We start from the raw sequence: 15,650 nt of genomic DNA, 5'->3' as shown, positions 1-15,650 counted from the left end.
CTTGCCGGCGAAGGCGCGCGCCATCGAGCGCCGCCGACGACAAGCCGTACTGGCGTGGTGCCGAGATTCAGCCCTTCAAACTCGCCATGTCGATCACGAAGCGGTATTTCACATCGCCCTTGATCATGCGCTCGTAAGCTTCATTGATCTGGCGGATGTCGAGCATTTCGATATCGCAGGTGATGCCGTGCTCGGCGCAGAAATCCAGCACTTCCTGGGTTTCGGCGATGCCGCCGATCAGCGAGCCGGCCAACACCCTGCGGCTCATCACCAGCTTGGCGGCGTGCAGCGCCGGGTCCACCGGCTCGATCAGGCCCACCAGAATGTGCACGCCATCAAAGCGCAGGGTGTCGAGGTAGGGGTTCAGATCGTGGGGCACCGGAATGGTGTCCAGCAGGAAATCGAAATGCCCGGCCACCGCCTGCATCTGCGCCGCGTCGGTGGACACGATCACGTGATCGGCGCCCTGGCGCCGCGCTTCTTCGGCCTTGCTCGCCGAGCGGGTGAACAGGGTCACTTCGGCGCCCAGGGCCTTGGCGAACTTGATGCCCATGTGGCCCAGGCCGCCCATGCCGAGAATCCCTACCTTGTCACCGGGCTTGACCCCGTAGTGCTTGAGCGGCGAGTAGGTGGTGATTCCGGCGCAGAGAATCGGTGCGGCGCTGGCCAGGTCGAGCTTCTCGGGGATGCGCACGACAAAGTGCTCGCTGACCACGATGCTGTCGGAGTAGCCGCCCATGGTGTTGCTGCCGTCGACCCGGTCCGGGGTGGCGTAGGTCATGGTCGGACCTTCCAGGCAGTACTGTTCCAGGTCCGCTGCGCAGGCTTCGCAGTGGCGGCAGGAGTCGACCATGCAGCCGACGCCCACCAGGTCGCCGACCTTGTGCTTGCTGACGTTGGCTCCAACGGCCGTGACCTTGCCGACGATCTCGTGGCCCGGCATCAGCGGGTACACGGCGATGCCCCATTCGTTGCGGGCCTGGTGGATGTCGGAGTGGCAGACACCGCAATAGAGGATCTCGATGGCGACGTCGTCCGGGCGCGGGCTGCGGCGCTGGAAACTCATGGGGGCGAGGGTGGTGGTGGGCGACTGGGCGGCATAACCGATGGCGGTGTACATGATGGACCTCGCGAAAACGCTGACGATTGAGGCGGGGCATTCTCGGCGTCGAGCGCCGCAGCAACCATGGCGATTCCTCGACATGTCATGCCTATTCCTCCGGCATTGGCGGTTTTCACGGGGCATTGGCGGACAGACCTGCGATGATGTTTTCGTCCCTTTTTCCGTGAAGTTTTTCCCATGCTGCTGACCCGTCATCTGGACGCCAACGCCACCCTGGTTTCGCTGATCCAGCCCCTTGCCAGCCGAGACGGTTTCGCGGCCACCGCCTTGCCCGGAGTCCAGGTGCTGCGGGCCAGTTGCGATGTGGCGCGTGGCCCGCAGATTTATGAGCCGAGCCTGATGATCATTGTCCAGGGCAGCAAACTGGCCTACCTGGGCACGCGGACCCTGGAGTACGGCGCCGGGCATTATCTGATCCAGGCCCTGTCAGTGCCCTTCGAGTGTGAAACCTTCGCCTTGCCTGATGCGCCGCTGCTGGGCATTTCCATCGCCATCGACCGGGCGGTCCTCAGCGAGTTGGTATTGGCCATGGGTATCACCGAAGGCCGGGCCGCTTCGGCGCAGACCCTGGAGTCCATGACCTCGGCGGTGCTCGATGACACCATGCGCGATTGCGTGGAGCGGCTGCTGCGCTGTCTGCACGATCCTCTGGAGTGCAAGATCATGGGCGCTTCCAGGGTGCGCGAACTGCTGTTCGCTGCCTTGCGCGGGCCCCAGGCCGACGCGCTGCGGGCGCTGGTGGAGCAGCAAGGGCATTTCGCCCGGGTCGCGGCGTCGCTCAATCATCTGCATGAGCATTACACCGAGCCCTTGAACGTCGAGACGCTGGCTCGCTGCGCCAACATGAGCCCCTCGACCTTCCACGAGCATTTCAAGCGCAGCACCCTGCTGTCGCCGGTGCAGTACCTCAAGCGCCTGCGCCTGCTCAAGGCCCAGCAGTTGCTGTTGGGCGAAGGACTGGGTGTGGCCCAGGTGGCGCATCGGGTGGGGTATCAGAGCACCTCGCAGTTCAGTCGCGAGTACAAGCGCTACTTCGAGCGTAATCCCGGTGATGAGCGTGCTGTTGCCCTGTAGAAACCGGCTGTGGGCGCTGGCTTGCCAGCGAGGACGCCTTTGGGTCGGTGGAGGGACTGTTCGCCGGCAAGTCGGCTCCTACGCAGCAAATTCCGGGCATGAAAAAGGCCCCCATATAGGGGGCCTCGCTGCTACCGCGGCGACTTACATGTTCGGGTAAGTCGGGCCGCCGGCGCCTTCCGGGGTGACCCAGGTGATGTTCTGGGCCGGGTCCTTGATGTCGCAGGTCTTGCAGTGCACGCAGTTCTGCGAGTTGATCTGGAAGCGCTTCTCGCCATCTTCCTGGGTGATCACTTCATACACGCCGGCCGGGCAGTAGCGCTGGGCCGGTTCGTCGTACAGCGGCAGGTTGCGGCTCAGCGGGACGCTCGGGTCGGCGAGCTTGAGGTGGCACGGCTGTTCTTCTTCATGGTTGGTACCGGAGATGAACACCGAGCTCAGTTTGTCGAAGCTGAGTTTGCCGTCGGGTTTCGGGTAGTCGATCTTCGCGCAGTCCTTGGCCAGCTTCAGGCAGGCGTAGTCCGGCTTGGTGTCGTGCAGGGTGAAGGGCAGCTTGCCGCCAAAGAGGTTCTGGTCCATCCAGTTGAAGCCGGCGCCGATGATCGGGCCGAACTTGTGCATGGCCGGACCGAAGTTGCGGCTGGCGAACAGCTCTTCATACAGCCAGCTGGATTTGAACGATTCGACGTAGCCCTTGAGCTCGTCAGCCCCTTCGGAACCGGCGAACAGCGAGTCGGCCACGGCGTCGGCGGCGAGCATGCCGGACTTCATGGCGGTGTGGCTGCCCTTGATCTTGGCCACGTTCATGGTGCCCAGGTCGCAGCCGATCAGCGCGCCGCCCTTGAACACCATCTTCGGCAGCGAATTGATGCCACCCTTGGCCAGTGCGCGTGCGCCATAGCTGATGCGCTTGCCGCCTTCCAGGTACTGCTTGAGCACCGGGTGATGCTTGAGGCGCTGGAACTCGTCGAACGGCGACAGGTAAGTGTTGGCGTAGGACAGGTCGACGATCAGGCCTACTACCACCTGTTTGTTCTCCAGGTGATAGAGGAAGGAGCCGCCGGTGTTCTCGTTGCTCATGATGTCCAGCGGCCAGCCGGCGGTGTGCACCACCAGGCCCGGTTGGTGCTTGGCCGGATCGATTTCCCAGATTTCCTTGAGGCCGATGCCGTAGTGCTGGGCGTCGGCATCGCTGTCCAGGTTGAAGCGCTTGATCAGCTGCTTGCCGATATGGCCGCGGCAGCCTTCGGCGAACAGGGTGTATTTGCCGCGCAGTTCCATGCCGGGGGTGTACATGCCGTCTTTTGGATGACCTTCACGGTCGACGCCCATGTCGCCGGTAAGAATCCCGCGCACCACGCCGTTTTCGTCGATCAGGGCTTCCTGGGCGGCGAAGCCGGGGTAGATTTCCACGCCCAGGTTCTCGGCCTGCTGGGCCAGCCAGCGGCACAGGTTGCCCAGGGAGATGATGTAGTTGCCTTCGTTGTGCATGGTCTTGGGCACAAAGAAGTCTGGAACCTTGGTGGCGGTTTCGCCGCTGCGCAGGACATAGATGTCGTCGCGGGTCACCGGAGTGTTGAGCGGAGCGCCCAGTTCCTTCCAGTCCGGGAACAGTTCATTCAGGGCCCGTGGTTCGAACACGGCGCCGGAAAGGATGTGAGCACCGACTTCGGAGCCTTTCTCGACCACGCAGACGCTGATTTCCTTGCCGGCTTCAGCGGCCTTCTGCTTAAGGCGGCAAGCGGCGGACAAGCCTGCGGGGCCGGCACCGACGATGACCACGTCGAATTCCATGTATTCGCGTTCCACTAGGCTATCTCCTACTCAAGGCTCAACGGTTTTTTCTAATTGGAGGTTTGGCGTTGCATCCGCGCTTTCTCCCATCGCAAATGGGGGGAGGAGGGGTGGATGGCCGACCTTTCTCTCTGGGCGGCGCATTATATCTACACCACTCTCAGCGTCCAATACAAACGTTTGTTTGAAATTGCTGCAGCCCAGATAAATCAAAGAAGCGCGGCTTATAAACGGCTATTTTGCCGTATTGACCAGAAAAGGCGTTCCGGTCAAGATACGGTCGGTTTTGCGCTCGCCGTAGGCTGACTGTTGGTTTCAAGAGCACCTCTAAAGACAGGGCAAAGGCAGTAAAGGTGATGCGCCGCGCAGCTTGAAAGTGCGCAGTTTACACGCCGCGATAATGAATGACTCGCCGGTCACCACTGACCAACGGTCATCACTCCCGTGAGCAAGGTCATCCTTTATGTACGCCAGCGTTTTTGGAGGTGCCCTTGTGCCGATGAGCATCAACCGCCAGGTTCTCGCCTAGGCGACTTTCTTTTCACCGGAGAGTAACGAGGAATCCATGAAGGTTCTTGTAGCTGTCAAACGAGTGGTCGACTATAACGTCAAGGTTCGCGTCAAAGCGGACAACTCCGGCGTCGACCTCGCCAACGTCAAGATGTCGATGAACCCTTTCTGCGAAATCGCAGTGGAAGAAGCCGTACGCCTGAAAGAGAAAGGTGTAGCGACTGAAATCGTCGTCGTCTCCATCGGTCCTGCTACTGCTCAAGAGCAACTGCGTACCGCCCTGGCACTGGGTGCCGATCGCGCAATCCTCGTCGAGTCCGCTGAAGAGTTGAACTCCCTGGCCGTGGCCAAGCTGCTCAAGGCTGTGGTCGACAAGGAACAGCCACAACTGGTGATCCTCGGCAAACAGGCCATCGATAGCGACAACAACCAGACCGGCCAGATGCTGGCGGCCCTGAGCGGTTACGCTCAAGGCACCTTCGCCTCCAAGGTCGAAGTGTCCGGCGACAAGGTCAATGTCACTCGCGAGATCGACGGCGGCCTGCAGACCGTTGCGCTGAACCTGCCAGCCATCGTCACCACCGACCTGCGTTTGAACGAGCCGCGCTATGCGTCTTTGCCAAACATCATGAAAGCCAAGAAGAAGCCGCTTGAAACGCTGACTCCTGATGCTTTGGGCGTTTCCACCGCCTCCACCAACAAGACCCTGAAAGTCGAAGCGCCGGCTGCACGCAGCGCGGGTATCAAGGTCAAGTCGGTGGCTGAACTGGTCGAGAAACTGAAAAACGAAGCGAAGGTAATCTGATCATGACTATCTTGGTAATCGCCGAACACGATAACAAGGCGCTGGCTCCGGCCACCCTGAACACCGTTGCCGCCGCCGCCAAAATTGGTGGTGACATTCACGTACTGGTCGCCGGTCAGGGCGTTGGCGCCGTGGCTGAAGCCGCCGCCAAAGTCGCTGGCGTGGCCAAAGTGCTGGTGGCCGACAACGCCGCCTACGCTCACCAACTGCCGGAAAACGTTGCGCCGCTGGTGGTCGAACTGGGCGCTGGCTACAGCCACATCCTGGCTGCCGCCACTTCCAACGGCAAAAACATCCTGCCGCGGGTGGCCGCTCAGTTGGACGTTGACCAGATCTCCGAAATCATCTCGGTAGAAAGCGCCGATACCTTCAAGCGTCCGATCTATGCCGGTAACGCCATCGCCACCGTGCAGTCCTCGGCTGCCGTAAAAGTCATCACCGTGCGTGCCACCGGCTTCGACGCCGTTGCCGCTGAAGGTGGTTCGGCTGCAGTCGAAATCGTGGGTGCCGCTCACGATGCCGGCAAGTCGAGCTTCGTTGGCGAAGAGCTGGCCAAGTCCGATCGTCCTGAACTGACCGCTGCCAAGATCGTCGTTTCCGGCGGCCGCGGCATGCAGAACGGCGACAACTTCAAGCACCTGTACGCCCTGGCCGACAAGCTGGGGGCCGCTGTCGGCGCTTCCCGCGCCGCGGTGGACGCAGGCTTCGTGCCGAACGACATGCAGGTCGGCCAGACCGGCAAGATCGTTGCGCCGCAGCTGTACATCGCGGTCGGTATCTCCGGTGCGATCCAGCACCTGGCCGGCATGAAAGACTCCAAAGTGATCGTTGCGATCAACAAGGACGAAGAAGCGCCGATCTTCCAGGTGGCCGATTACGGCCTGGTGGCGGACTTGTTCGAAGCCGTTCCTGAGTTGGAGAAGCTGGTCTAATCCGGCGTCTTCACTTATAAAGAGCCCGGCCTTTTGGCCGGGTTTTTTTATGGGTGTTTTTTTGTCGGGGGAGGGTATCGCCATGGATCTGCACCGCATGAGTGGCTGGGCAGCGCTGTTGAGCCTGGCGTTGTTGCCATCGCTGTCACTGGCGGCAGGCAAGTGCGAGCGTCTGGTGGTGACCGGCAGCCCGGACGCGCCGCCGTACCTGTGGCAAGACCCGCAGAACCCCAAGCACCTGATGGGAGCCAGTGCCGACCTGTTGCAGCAAGTGGCGGGGGAGCTGGGGCTCAAGGTCGAGTTGTTGTACGCCGGCAAACGTTCCGAAGCCCTGGATGAAGTTCGCAGTGGGCGCATGGACCTGCTGGCCGATGCGCCACTGACCTTCAATGAGCTGGAGTCGCTGGACTACATCCACCCGGCGCTGGTGCAGAACGACTATCTGGTGTGGACGCGCAAGGACTCGACCCTGAGCTACTCCCAGGTGGCGGACCTGGCCGGCCATCCGGGCGCGGTTTCGGAAAAGGCCCGGTTGACCCAGCCCTTTCAGGTCGTGGCCAAGGAGCACTTGCAACTCAAGCGCCTGCCGAACTTGACCCAGGTCTTCCAGGCCTTGCTGCTGGGGCAAGTGGACTATGTGCTGGCACCGCGCTATGCGGGCATGGCCATGGCCCAGTCCCTGGGGATGGCGGCGGATCTGCAGGCGTTTCCCCAGGCCATCGACAAACCGGGGCTGTTTCTCGCGCTGTCCCATAACTCGGCTTGCAATGACCCATGGTTGCGCGGACAGCTGGCAAAAAAGATGACAGAATTGACCGCGTCCGGTCTGACGGAGGCCTTGCTGCAGCGCAATCTGGAGCGCTGGAAGGCCCAGTTGCAGCAACCCGTCAGCAGCCCAAAACCGTAGGAATCACGTGTGACTATTCGACCTCTTTTCCCTGCCTTGGCCCTGTTGGCCATGGCGGGTTGTGCAACCGATCCGGCGCCCACCGAGCAAATGCGCCTCACTGCCCAGGCGCTGGAGCAAGCCAAGGCCGTGGGGGCCTCGGCCGAGGCGATGCCGGAGTTGAAACTGGCCGAAGACAAGTTCTCCCGGGCTCAGGGCAATATGCAGGATGAGTCCTACAAGAAGGCGCGCATGCGTGCCGAACAGGCAGAACTGGATGCTCGCTTGGCCGAGGCCAAGGTCCTGACCCAGAAGAGCCAGGAACAGGTGAATGAGCTCAACACCCGCATCACCCGCCTGCGCAAGCAACTGGGAGACGCCCAATGAGCCTGTCGACCCGTATCTTCGGTGGCGCGATGCTGTTGGCCTGCGCCGGTCTCTATGGTTGTGCCGGCCAGCACAGCGAGGAAGCCCTGCAGCAAGCCGGTGCCGACTTCCAGAAGGTCAAGGAGGACTCCAATGTGCTGCGAATTGCGCCCAAGGACGTGATACGCGCCGGAGAGTCCCTGGCCCGTGCCGATCGACTGTCGACCTACTGGGGCAGCGGTGCCGATGTGGAGCACTATGCCTACCTGAGCCGTCGCTACAGCGAAATTGCCCGGGAACACACGGATCAGGCGCTGAACCAGGAGCGCGCCGCCAAGCTCGAGCTGGAGCGGCAACGCCTGCAGCTGGCCCTGCGTGAGGCCAAGCTGTTGAGCGTGCAGCAGCAGGGCAAGTGGCTGGAGGAGCAGATCATCAGCCTGGCGACCACCCAGACTGATCGCGGCCTGGTGATGACGCTGGGCGACGTGCTGTTTGACACCGGCGAGGCCGAATTGAAGAACTCGGCCAATCGCACCGTGCTCAAGGTGGTGCAGTTCCTGCAACTGAACCCCAAGCGTGTCGTGCGCATTGAGGGTTACACCGACAACACCGGTGAGCGTCAGAGCAATCTGCAACTGTCGCGCGATCGGGCCCAGGCCGTGGCGGACGTGCTGGTGGATCTGGGGATCGACGAGAAGCGCATCCAGGTCGAAGGTTACGGTGACGATTACCCGGTGGAAGCCAATGCATCCGAACGGGGTCGGGCGCAGAACCGGCGAGTGGAAATCGTCTTCTCCGACGAAAAGGGCCAGCTTGGCGCCGCTCGCTGAAACGCCGCTTGTCCCCGAAAAACCCGACGTCCGCCAGGCGTCGGGTTTTTTTATGTCTGCCAAGGTGCGCACAAAAACCCTGCAGTTCTACTTTTCACTGCCCGGTGTCCTCGACTATTGTAGGAACTGTCCCAGTACACTTCTAAACTGTGCCGGTATTGTTTCACACAAGAATAAAACGCCGTGAAATCGAGTGCTGTGCCATGACCAATCTCTTGCTCTATCAACGTATCGCTCAGCAACTGGCTGAGGATATTCGCCGTGGTGTCTACCAACCGGGGGAGCGCGTGCCGTCGGTACGCAAGATGAGCTCGCAGCTCAACGTCAGCCACGCCACGGTGCTCCAGGCTTACGCCAACCTCGAAGACCAGGGGCTGATCCGCGCGCGTCCCCAGTCGGGTTACTACGTGCACCAGACGCCGGCACTGACCGCGCCCACGCCGGACATCGCCCGGGTCGAGCGCCCGGGACTGGTGACCCGCAGCAGCATCATTCAGCAGGTGTTGGTGGAGTCCCGTCGCGAAGGGGTGTTTCCCCTGGGGGCCGCGGTGCCCAGCGTCGACTATCTGCCGGTGCGGGCATTGCATCAGCAATTGGCCAAGGTCACGCGGTTTCACAGCCCGCGGGCGTTCAGCTACATGTTCAGCCCGGGGTTCGAGCCGCTGCGACGCCAGGTGGCGATTCGCATGCGTGATGCCGGGGTGGTGGTCGATCCTTCCGAGGTGGTGATCACTCACGGTTGCGTCGATGCCCTGCAGATGTCGCTGCGGGTCCTGACCCGGCCGGGCGATCTGATCGCCGCGGAATCGCCGACCTATTACGGATTACTGCAACTGGCGGATTTGCTGGGGCTCAAGGTCATCGAGATTCCCAGCGATCCTTCCACCGGGATGAGCCTCGAAGCGCTGCAACTGGCGGCCAACCAGTGGTCGATCAAGGCCCTGGTCCTGACCACGCGTCTGAGCAACCCCCTGGGCGGCACCATGCCGGAGGAACGACAGAAGCAGTTGCTGCGCCTGGCTTCGGACTTCGATATCCAGGTGGTCGAGGACGATATCTACGGCGAGTTGATGTTCGAGGTCGGGCGCACCAAGGCCCTCAAGGCCTATGACCGTCTGGACCGGGTGATCTACTGCTCGAGTTTCTCCAAGACCCTGTCACCGGGGGTGCGCATCGGCTGGATGATCGCCGGCAAGTACCAGCAGGAGATCCAGCGCCTGCAGACCTTCAGTACCCATTCGGCGTGCAGCGTGACGCAGATGGGCGTTGCGGCGTACCTGGAGAACGGCGGCTATGACCGGCATTTACGCTACATCCGCCAGGAATACCGCAAGAACCTCAGCGCCTTTCAACTGGCGGTGCAGCAGTACTTTCCGGAAGGCACGCAGATTACTCGGCCCAATGGCGGTTTCATTCTCTGGGTCAGCCTGCCTGGGCGGGTCAACACCCAGGAACTGCATGTGCGGGCCTTGCAGCAGGGCATCAGCATTGCCCCGGGGTTGATCTTCAGTAACACCGAGCAGTTCAACCACTGCGTGCGGCTCAATTGCGGCACCCCCTGGAATCGTGAGGCCGAGCGGGCCTTGATGACCCTGGGCATGCTCGCCAGCCAGTTGTGCCAGGAGGCAGCCGGCGGTTTTTAAACAATGCGGCCCTGTGCTTGTCATGGGGCTTGCAACAAGCGAGCATAGGAAACCTTTTGTCGATCTACCCGCCTTTATGAATGCCTTTTTTCCTGCCATCTGGTTATCTGCCTGCCTGTTGGGAGTTGTCGCTGTCACGCCTGTCCAGGCAGCCTCGGCCACCGATAAACCGGCTGCCAGCAGCACCCACCCGAGCAAGCCAGCTACCGCCAAGCAGACCTCGGCGAGCAAGGCCAAAGCCCAGGCCAGCGCTGGCAAGAGCAAGCCGGCAAGCAAAAAGGCAGCAGCCAAGCCCAAATCCAAGTGGGCCTATCAAGACATCAAGACGCCGTTGAAGAGCCCCAAGCTGGACCTGAGCCTGCCGCCGGAAATGGTCAAGCATCTGCAACCTGTCGGCAGTGTGCCATTGCCCAAGCGCGAACCTTTGCTGCCGCAAATGTTTGGCGAAAAGCCCAAGGAAAGCAGTCCATTCCAACTCAACGGTCGCTTGCTGAGCAACGAAATGCAGTTGCAGTTGCGCAATGAGGAGCGTCGTGAAATCGAAGGCGCAGCCCTGGATTTCGAATTCAAGCAGTAAATTCTTCAACCGCTATGTGACGGGTCTTGGCGACACTTTGTCGGAGACTGATCAGTCACGCACGGTTGTGCGTCAAATCCGTTCTTTGAGTAATTTTAAACGGCTGTTTTAGCGGTTACTCTTGTCCGGCGTCATTCAACACTATGCTTGTCGCGAGGAGCTTTCGTCATGAAATGCCGTGAAGGTTGTGGCGCCTGCTGCATTGCCCCTTCCATCAGCTCACCGATCCCCGGAATGCCCAATGGCAAACTGGCGGGAGAACGTTGCCTGCACCTGTCTGTCGAACACCTGTGTGGCTTGTTCGGTAGGCCGGAGCGGCCAGCGGTGTGCGGCGCGTTTCAGGCAGATCCCGAGGTTTGCGGCGAAAGCCGGGAAGAAGCCATCCGCTTGCTCGGATGGTGGGAACAAGTGACAGCGGCTTAGAGTGTTCTTAATGAACGGAACTTCAACAATAAGGAATAAGACAATGGGTTCGCTGTATCGAATGGCTGTGCTCTGTGGCTTCACCGTGCTGTTGTCGGCAACGGCCCACGCCGAAGACTGGCAAACGGCGAAGGATGAAGACGGCATCAAGATCTCCTTGAGTGAAGTGGCCGGTTCCAAATACAAGGCCTACCGTGGTGTCACCACCATGAAGACCTCCATCGCCAAGCTGCGTGCGCTGCAGGAAGACGTGGCAGGCGCCTGCGCCTGGATCCACGAGTGCAAGACCCAGAAACTGCTCAAGCACGAAGGCGATCAAACCTGGACCTACACCCAGTTCAACACGCCTTGGCCGGTCACTGCCCGTGACTCGGTGCTGCACATCACCACCAGCGAAGCCGCGGACGGCAGTCTGACCCGCAAGCTGGAAGGTGTGCCGACCTACATCCCGGAAGAGAAAGGTTTCGTGCGCGTATCCCAGGTCGAGGGTTACTGGAAGTTCGTGCCCAAGGGTGCCGATCAGGTCGAAGTGACCTATCAGGTGCACACCGAGCCCGGTGGCAGCGTGCCGTCCTGGCTGGCCAACAAGTTCGTGGTGGATGCTCCTTTCAACACCCTGAAGGCGCTCAAGACCCGTGCCGAAAAGCCGTGATCGGCTGAAGGTTCAAGGGTTCGATCAAGGCCGCCTCCGGGCGGCCTTTTTTATGGGCTCGCCTGCCCGTGCCGTGGAACGTTTGCCTTCGGCTCAAGGTCGAGATGTTGTAGGCCCACTCACAGGGCTATCGAGGAGGCGCTGATGCAAAAGTGGCAAGTCACTTTCGTCGATGATCATGGTGTCCAGTCCGTCGAAGACTTCGATTGCGAGCAGGAGCCAACGCTGGAACGGGCCGCGCAGTTGGTGAGGGCCAAGTTGCTGCCGGTCAGCGCCGAGCTGGATCTGAATGATCTGGACGGACGTATCGAAGCCCCCACTCTCAAAAGCCTGAAAGAGCAGAACAGCATTCAGATTCTCAGCATCACGCCGATCTAGAGACGACAGAGATCGCTTGCGCAGCAATTTCTGGCGGCGCCCGGGCGTTGGCGCTAATCTGCAAACGAGATCAGCAAATGCTTCGCCTAGCTCTGATCTTGTCAGCTCCATGCTTGTTTCCTGACGACCCGTCCCGGGTCGTGATGCCGGTCACCGTGGCCGGCGAGTCGGGAAGCGCGGAAAGTCTATCCATCGGTTTGAGGAGGACGTTTCATGAGCACAGCCGTTCAAGAAGACCTCAGCAGCAGTGTGCTGCGCCGCATGAAAGAAGGCGGTTTTGATTTTTCACGATTCCATCCCATCGAGTTCTACGCCATTTTTCCGGATGAGGAGCGGGCGCGCAGGGCGGCAGGACAGTTTCGCGGTGAATCCTTGAACGCCCAGGTCAGCGTGCGTGATGACGGCGCCTGGTATCTGGAACTGAGCAAGGTGATGTACGCCACCCATGGCGGCATCGGGGATTTTGAACAGGACTTCGAGGCCGTGGTCGAGCCTCTGGGCGGCATCATTGAAGGATGGGGGGTGAAGCAGGAGATTCGCGGGCGCCTGGTATAACCCGGAGCCATCGGTAGCAAGACAGGCAATTGGCTGACCCTCGGGTCGGCCAATTGCGTTTTCAGGGGGCTCAAAGGTAAAAAAAGCCACCCGAGAGGGTGGCTAAAAGGGAAGACCGGTCAGGAGAGGGAACCGGTCGGGAGAGCCCGGACCCGGTTGTCATCGGCGTCATCACGGTTGCAGCAGCGACTTCATCAGGCTTGGCGAAGTGTTTGCTCGATGGGCGCGATTATCCGCCCGCCTGAGCGGACCAGGAAATCAACTCTGACTATCTGGGCGATAGACAACGCCCGAATCAGCTCAAGGCAGCTGCTTGCGCCCCGCCATGTGCCGCAGATAGCCCAGCAACAACTCCAGCTCTTGATCCGGCAACACAGTGCTGTCGAACCCGGGCATCTTGGCCTGGGGCCAGCGCCTCAGGCTCTGCGGATCGCGGATGTAGCGCTTGAGAAAGTCGCCACTGAAATACTCGGTAGGGTTGTAGGGGATGTTCAAGTCCGGCCCGAACTGCGAGTCACCGGCGGCATTGAGGCGGTGGCAGGCCAGGCAGTTCTTCTGGAACAGGGCAAAGCCCTGGTTGACCGGATCGTTGCTGGCCAGCTTCGGGTCCGGAGCCAGGGCCGGGAAACGCTCCGCCACCGGCGCCAGGCGCTGGATGCGCGCCACCTGGAATGGCCATTGCTCGGGGCTGATATGTCCGGCTTGCGGGTTGGTCCACACCAGATAGAACGGCCCGGCGCCGGGCTTGTCCGCGGCCAGGGCAGGCCAGGGTTGGCTCGGGTCTTCAATGGCCAGCCAGGCCTGGGAACCCTGGGTATTGAGCAAAGGCGCGGCGTTCAGTTCGGCGGCGAAGCCGTCAAGGGCCACGGCCTGCAGATGGTCCTCGGCCTTGAGTCCCTTGAGCAGGGCCGCCATGGGCACGGCCCGGTATTGCATGTCGCGGTGGTAGGACACGTCGTCCTTGATCTTGATGTTCCGGGCTTCGGGGTGCTTGAGCAGTTCTTCGGTCTGCCAGGTGCGGCTGCCGGAGCCCAGGTCGATCAGCAGTTGGGCGGCGTATAGCGGGCTGCTGGTCAGGAGGGCGGCGCAAAGGAGGAGAGCTTTCAATGGATGGCCGTCGGATCGTCGTCAGTGGGGGCGTCACCGGGCTGCATGTCTGCCGCTTGCGACACGGGGTCGAACGGGGCATCCCGGGGTTCTTGGTGGTTAGCGTCGTTCACGATACCGAAATAGTCGCGCTTGGCTAGCGGGTCTTGGCCTTCCAGCGCGGGCGGCTCGGTATCGGCATCAATCCTTCTGCTTGCCGTTGCTCGGCAAGATCGGCATGCGACAGCGCCCCCGGTGAGAACCGGGGGCAAGGTGCTGGTCGGTTGGTCGAGCAGCCACGTATCAGCCGATCACTCGGGTGAGGTTCGGCAAGATCAACAGCAATGTGGTTGCGAAGAGGATGAGCCCCGCCTGACGTACTTTCGAATGTTTGAACATGGCTGAATGCCTTTTGTTGTTATTCCTGAGCATCAATGCATACCGGTCCTGAAGGTGATTGTGGGCCGGTTATGTGTCCTTTTTTTGACCTGTCCCGATGCAGAATCCGTCCGGGACTTCCTACAGTTTCTACCTTAGGGGCCTTGAATCCTCTGGCTTAGATCCAATTCGTATGAAGTTATAGCTGCAATCCCTGAAAACGCTATAAGTCCATTTGCGCACCGGGTGGTCGCCCTTTGGCTAGACAGCTCGCGACCCTTCATCGGGCGATCGCTTAGCTGCCTACCGTTCGTCTGAGCGTCACCGTCAAGGCGGCTGAGCGCATCGGTCATTGAATCCACGGCTGTCGCGCCTAAGGTGAGGGCTCGACATTTTCCCCTGCACAGCGGTTCGAGGACGTCATGACCCAAGCTTTGATATTCGATGCGTTACGCACGCCCCGTGGCAAAGGCAAGGCCGATGGCGCCTTGTACAGCGTGAAACCGGTGAACCTGGTGGCCGGCCTGTTGCGGGCACTGCAACAGCGTTGCGAGCTGGACACCAGCCAGGTGGACGACGTGGTCCTGGGCTGTGTGACGCCCATCGGCGATCAAGGGGCCGATATCGCCAAGACCGCCGTTCAGGCCGCGGACTGGGATGTCAGCGTGGCCGGCGTGCAGATCAATCGCTTCTGCGCCTCGGGGCTGGAGGCGGTCAATCTCGGCGCGATGAAGGTGCGCTCGGGGTTCGAGGATCTGGTGGTGGTCGGTGGCGTGGAGTCCATGTCCCGGGTGCCCATGGGCAGCGATGGCGGGGCCTGGGTGCTGGACCCGGAAACCAATATGCACAGCCATTTCACTCCTCAGGGCATTGGCGCGGACCTGATCGCGACCCTGGAGGGCTTCTCCCGCGAGGAGGTCGACCGCTTCGCCCTGCAATCCCAGCAGAAGGCGGCCCGGGCCCGGGCCAGCGGCGCCTTCGCCAAGTCCCTGGTGCCGGTGCAGGACCAGAACGGCATCGTGTTGCTGGAGCATGACGAGTTCATCCGCGCCGACTCGACCCTGGAAGGCCTGGGCAGCCTCAAGCCGAGTTTCGAAATGATCGGGCAGATGGGCTTCGACGCCACCGCGCTGCGGGTCTACAGCCATGTCGAGCGCATCCACCATGTGCACACCCCGGGCAACAGTTCGGGCATCGTCGACGGTTCGGCGCTGATGCTCATCGGCTCCGAGGCCAAGGGTCGCGAATTGGGACTCAAGCCCCGGGCGCGGATCGTGGCCACGGCGGTCACCAGCACCGACCCGACCATCATGCTCACCGGCCCGGCGCCGGCCACCCGCAAGGCCCTGGCCAAGGCCGGGTTGCGGGTCGAGGACATCGACCTGTTCGAGGTCAACGAAGCCTTTGCCTCGGTGGTGCTCAAGTTCATCAAGGACATGGCCATCGATCCGGCCAGGGTCAACGTCAACGGTGGCGCCATCGCCCTGGGCCACCCGCTGGGGGCCACCGGCTGCGCGATCCTCGGCACCTTGCTCGACGAACTGGAAAGCCGGCGCCAGCGCTACGGCCTGGCGACCCTCTGTGTCGGCGGCGGCATGGGTATCGCCACCATCATCGAACGCCTCTGAGCCCCGACTT

At 61.4% G+C, this 15,650-nt stretch carries 17 protein-coding genes; 14 read left to right on the top strand and 3 right to left on the bottom strand.

Features of this window, described 5'->3' with window-relative positions; all coding sequences use genetic code 11:
* Positions 1–67: 67 nt before the first annotated feature.
* The gene (locus GGI48_RS05695; protein ID WP_179597418.1) at positions 68–1,120 is read right to left on the bottom strand and encodes an NAD(P)-dependent alcohol dehydrogenase; all 1,053 of its coding nucleotides are present in this window, start codon (positions 1,118–1,120) and stop codon (positions 68–70) included.
* Positions 1,121–1,300: 180 nt separating this feature from the next.
* Between GGI48_RS05695 and GGI48_RS05690 the strand changes: the two genes are divergently transcribed.
* Positions 1,301–2,197, top strand: a complete 897-nt coding sequence (locus tag GGI48_RS05690; protein ID WP_016964461.1) for an AraC family transcriptional regulator — start codon at positions 1,301–1,303, stop codon at positions 2,195–2,197.
* A gap of 144 nt (positions 2,198–2,341) precedes the next feature.
* Here the strand turns inward: GGI48_RS05690 and GGI48_RS05685 are convergent, their stop codons facing one another.
* Positions 2,342–4,006 (bottom strand): electron transfer flavoprotein-ubiquinone oxidoreductase, encoded by a 1,665-nt coding sequence (locus GGI48_RS05685; RefSeq protein WP_179597417.1) that lies wholly within the window; start codon positions 4,004–4,006, stop codon positions 2,342–2,344.
* Positions 4,007–4,105: 99 nt separating this feature from the next.
* On the opposite strand from GGI48_RS05685, the gene GGI48_RS05680 reads away from it, so the two are divergent.
* The 12 genes from GGI48_RS05680 (at position 4,106) to GGI48_RS05625 (ending at position 12,548) form a co-directional block, all read left to right on the top strand.
* Complete coding sequence (locus GGI48_RS05680) at positions 4,106–4,297, top strand: hypothetical protein (protein ID WP_016964459.1); 192 nt, start codon at positions 4,106–4,108, stop codon at positions 4,295–4,297.
* A gap of 259 nt (positions 4,298–4,556) precedes the next feature.
* Positions 4,557–5,306, top strand: coding sequence for an electron transfer flavoprotein subunit beta/FixA family protein (locus GGI48_RS05675; protein ID WP_015634720.1), 750 nt, complete (start codon positions 4,557–4,559; stop codon positions 5,304–5,306).
* 2 nt (positions 5,307–5,308) lie between these two features.
* Positions 5,309–6,238 (top strand): electron transfer flavoprotein subunit alpha/FixB family protein, encoded by a 930-nt coding sequence (locus GGI48_RS05670; RefSeq protein WP_179597415.1) that lies wholly within the window; start codon positions 5,309–5,311, stop codon positions 6,236–6,238.
* An 82-nt stretch (positions 6,239–6,320) separates the two neighbouring features.
* Positions 6,321–7,145: a substrate-binding periplasmic protein gene (locus GGI48_RS05665; protein WP_179597412.1), complete on the top strand. Its 825-nt coding sequence runs from the start codon at positions 6,321–6,323 to the stop codon at positions 7,143–7,145.
* Between the two features lie 9 nt (positions 7,146–7,154).
* A complete protein-coding gene (locus tag GGI48_RS05660; protein WP_016964456.1) occupies positions 7,155–7,511 on the top strand; it encodes a DUF4398 domain-containing protein in 357 nt (118 codons plus the stop codon).
* The gene (locus GGI48_RS05655) at positions 7,508–8,320 is read left to right on the top strand and encodes an OmpA family protein (RefSeq protein WP_016964455.1); all 813 of its coding nucleotides are present in this window, start codon (positions 7,508–7,510) and stop codon (positions 8,318–8,320) included. Before GGI48_RS05660 ends, GGI48_RS05655 begins: the two co-directional genes overlap by 4 nt.
* A 203-nt stretch (positions 8,321–8,523) precedes the next feature.
* A complete protein-coding gene (locus GGI48_RS05650; protein WP_011060145.1) occupies positions 8,524–9,963 on the top strand; it encodes a PLP-dependent aminotransferase family protein in 1,440 nt (479 codons plus the stop codon).
* 76 nt (positions 9,964–10,039) lie between these two features.
* Positions 10,040–10,540 carry a hypothetical protein gene (locus tag GGI48_RS05645; RefSeq protein ID WP_016964985.1) on the top strand — a complete coding sequence of 167 codons (501 nt, stop codon included), beginning with the start codon at positions 10,040–10,042 and terminating at the stop codon, positions 10,538–10,540.
* A 168-nt stretch (positions 10,541–10,708) separates the two neighbouring features.
* Complete coding sequence (locus GGI48_RS05640) at positions 10,709–10,963, top strand: YkgJ family cysteine cluster protein (RefSeq protein ID WP_016964986.1); 255 nt, start codon at positions 10,709–10,711, stop codon at positions 10,961–10,963.
* A gap of 43 nt (positions 10,964–11,006) precedes the next feature.
* The gene (locus GGI48_RS05635; RefSeq protein WP_016964987.1) at positions 11,007–11,615 is read left to right on the top strand and encodes an START domain-containing protein; all 609 of its coding nucleotides are present in this window, start codon (positions 11,007–11,009) and stop codon (positions 11,613–11,615) included.
* Between the two features lie 144 nt (positions 11,616–11,759).
* Complete coding sequence (locus GGI48_RS05630) at positions 11,760–11,993, top strand: hypothetical protein (RefSeq protein WP_016964988.1); 234 nt, start codon at positions 11,760–11,762, stop codon at positions 11,991–11,993.
* A 213-nt stretch (positions 11,994–12,206) separates the two neighbouring features.
* Positions 12,207–12,548, top strand: coding sequence for a ribonuclease E inhibitor RraB (locus GGI48_RS05625; protein ID WP_016964989.1), 342 nt, complete (start codon positions 12,207–12,209; stop codon positions 12,546–12,548).
* Positions 12,549–12,848: 300 nt separating this feature from the next.
* On the opposite strand, the gene GGI48_RS05620 is transcribed toward GGI48_RS05625, so the two are convergent.
* Positions 12,849–13,655 (bottom strand): c-type cytochrome, encoded by an 807-nt coding sequence (locus GGI48_RS05620; protein ID WP_047302865.1) that lies wholly within the window; start codon positions 13,653–13,655, stop codon positions 12,849–12,851.
* Between the two features lie 779 nt (positions 13,656–14,434).
* Between GGI48_RS05620 and GGI48_RS05615 the strand changes: the two genes are divergently transcribed.
* The gene (locus GGI48_RS05615; RefSeq protein WP_179597410.1) at positions 14,435–15,640 is read left to right on the top strand and encodes an acetyl-CoA C-acetyltransferase; all 1,206 of its coding nucleotides are present in this window, start codon (positions 14,435–14,437) and stop codon (positions 15,638–15,640) included.
* The last annotated feature ends 10 nt before the right edge of the window (positions 15,641–15,650 follow it).

This window comes from Pseudomonas protegens (assembly GCF_013407925.2).
Classification (GTDB): domain Bacteria; phylum Pseudomonadota; class Gammaproteobacteria; order Pseudomonadales; family Pseudomonadaceae; genus Aquipseudomonas; species Aquipseudomonas fluorescens_AP.
The sequence above is the reverse complement of the archived record's forward strand: the minus strand, read 5'-3'. Positions and strand labels throughout refer to the sequence as shown.

Bases quoted from the DNA above. Each gene is read 5' to 3' on its own strand.
- GGI48_RS05695 (WP_179597418.1), bottom strand. From the start codon at position 1,120: ATGTACACCGCCATCGGTTATGCCGCCCAGTCGCCCACCACCACCCTC.
- GGI48_RS05690 (WP_016964461.1), top strand. From the start codon at position 1,301: ATGCTGCTGACCCGTCATCTGGACGCCAACGCCACCCTGGTTTCGCTG.
- GGI48_RS05680 (WP_016964459.1), top strand. From the start codon at position 4,106: ATGGCCGACCTTTCTCTCTGGGCGGCGCATTATATCTACACCACTCTC.
- GGI48_RS05675 (WP_015634720.1), top strand. From the start codon at position 4,557: ATGAAGGTTCTTGTAGCTGTCAAACGAGTGGTCGACTATAACGTCAAG.
- GGI48_RS05670 (WP_179597415.1), top strand. From the start codon at position 5,309: ATGACTATCTTGGTAATCGCCGAACACGATAACAAGGCGCTGGCTCCG.
- GGI48_RS05665 (WP_179597412.1), top strand. From the start codon at position 6,321: ATGGATCTGCACCGCATGAGTGGCTGGGCAGCGCTGTTGAGCCTGGCG.
- GGI48_RS05655 (WP_016964455.1), top strand. From the start codon at position 7,508: ATGAGCCTGTCGACCCGTATCTTCGGTGGCGCGATGCTGTTGGCCTGC.
- GGI48_RS05650 (WP_011060145.1), top strand. From the start codon at position 8,524: ATGACCAATCTCTTGCTCTATCAACGTATCGCTCAGCAACTGGCTGAG.
- GGI48_RS05645 (WP_016964985.1), top strand. From the start codon at position 10,040: ATGAATGCCTTTTTTCCTGCCATCTGGTTATCTGCCTGCCTGTTGGGA.
- GGI48_RS05640 (WP_016964986.1), top strand. From the start codon at position 10,709: ATGAAATGCCGTGAAGGTTGTGGCGCCTGCTGCATTGCCCCTTCCATC.
- GGI48_RS05635 (WP_016964987.1), top strand. From the start codon at position 11,007: ATGGGTTCGCTGTATCGAATGGCTGTGCTCTGTGGCTTCACCGTGCTG.
- GGI48_RS05630 (WP_016964988.1), top strand. From the start codon at position 11,760: ATGCAAAAGTGGCAAGTCACTTTCGTCGATGATCATGGTGTCCAGTCC.
- GGI48_RS05625 (WP_016964989.1), top strand. From the start codon at position 12,207: ATGAGCACAGCCGTTCAAGAAGACCTCAGCAGCAGTGTGCTGCGCCGC.
- GGI48_RS05615 (WP_179597410.1), top strand. From the start codon at position 14,435: ATGACCCAAGCTTTGATATTCGATGCGTTACGCACGCCCCGTGGCAAA.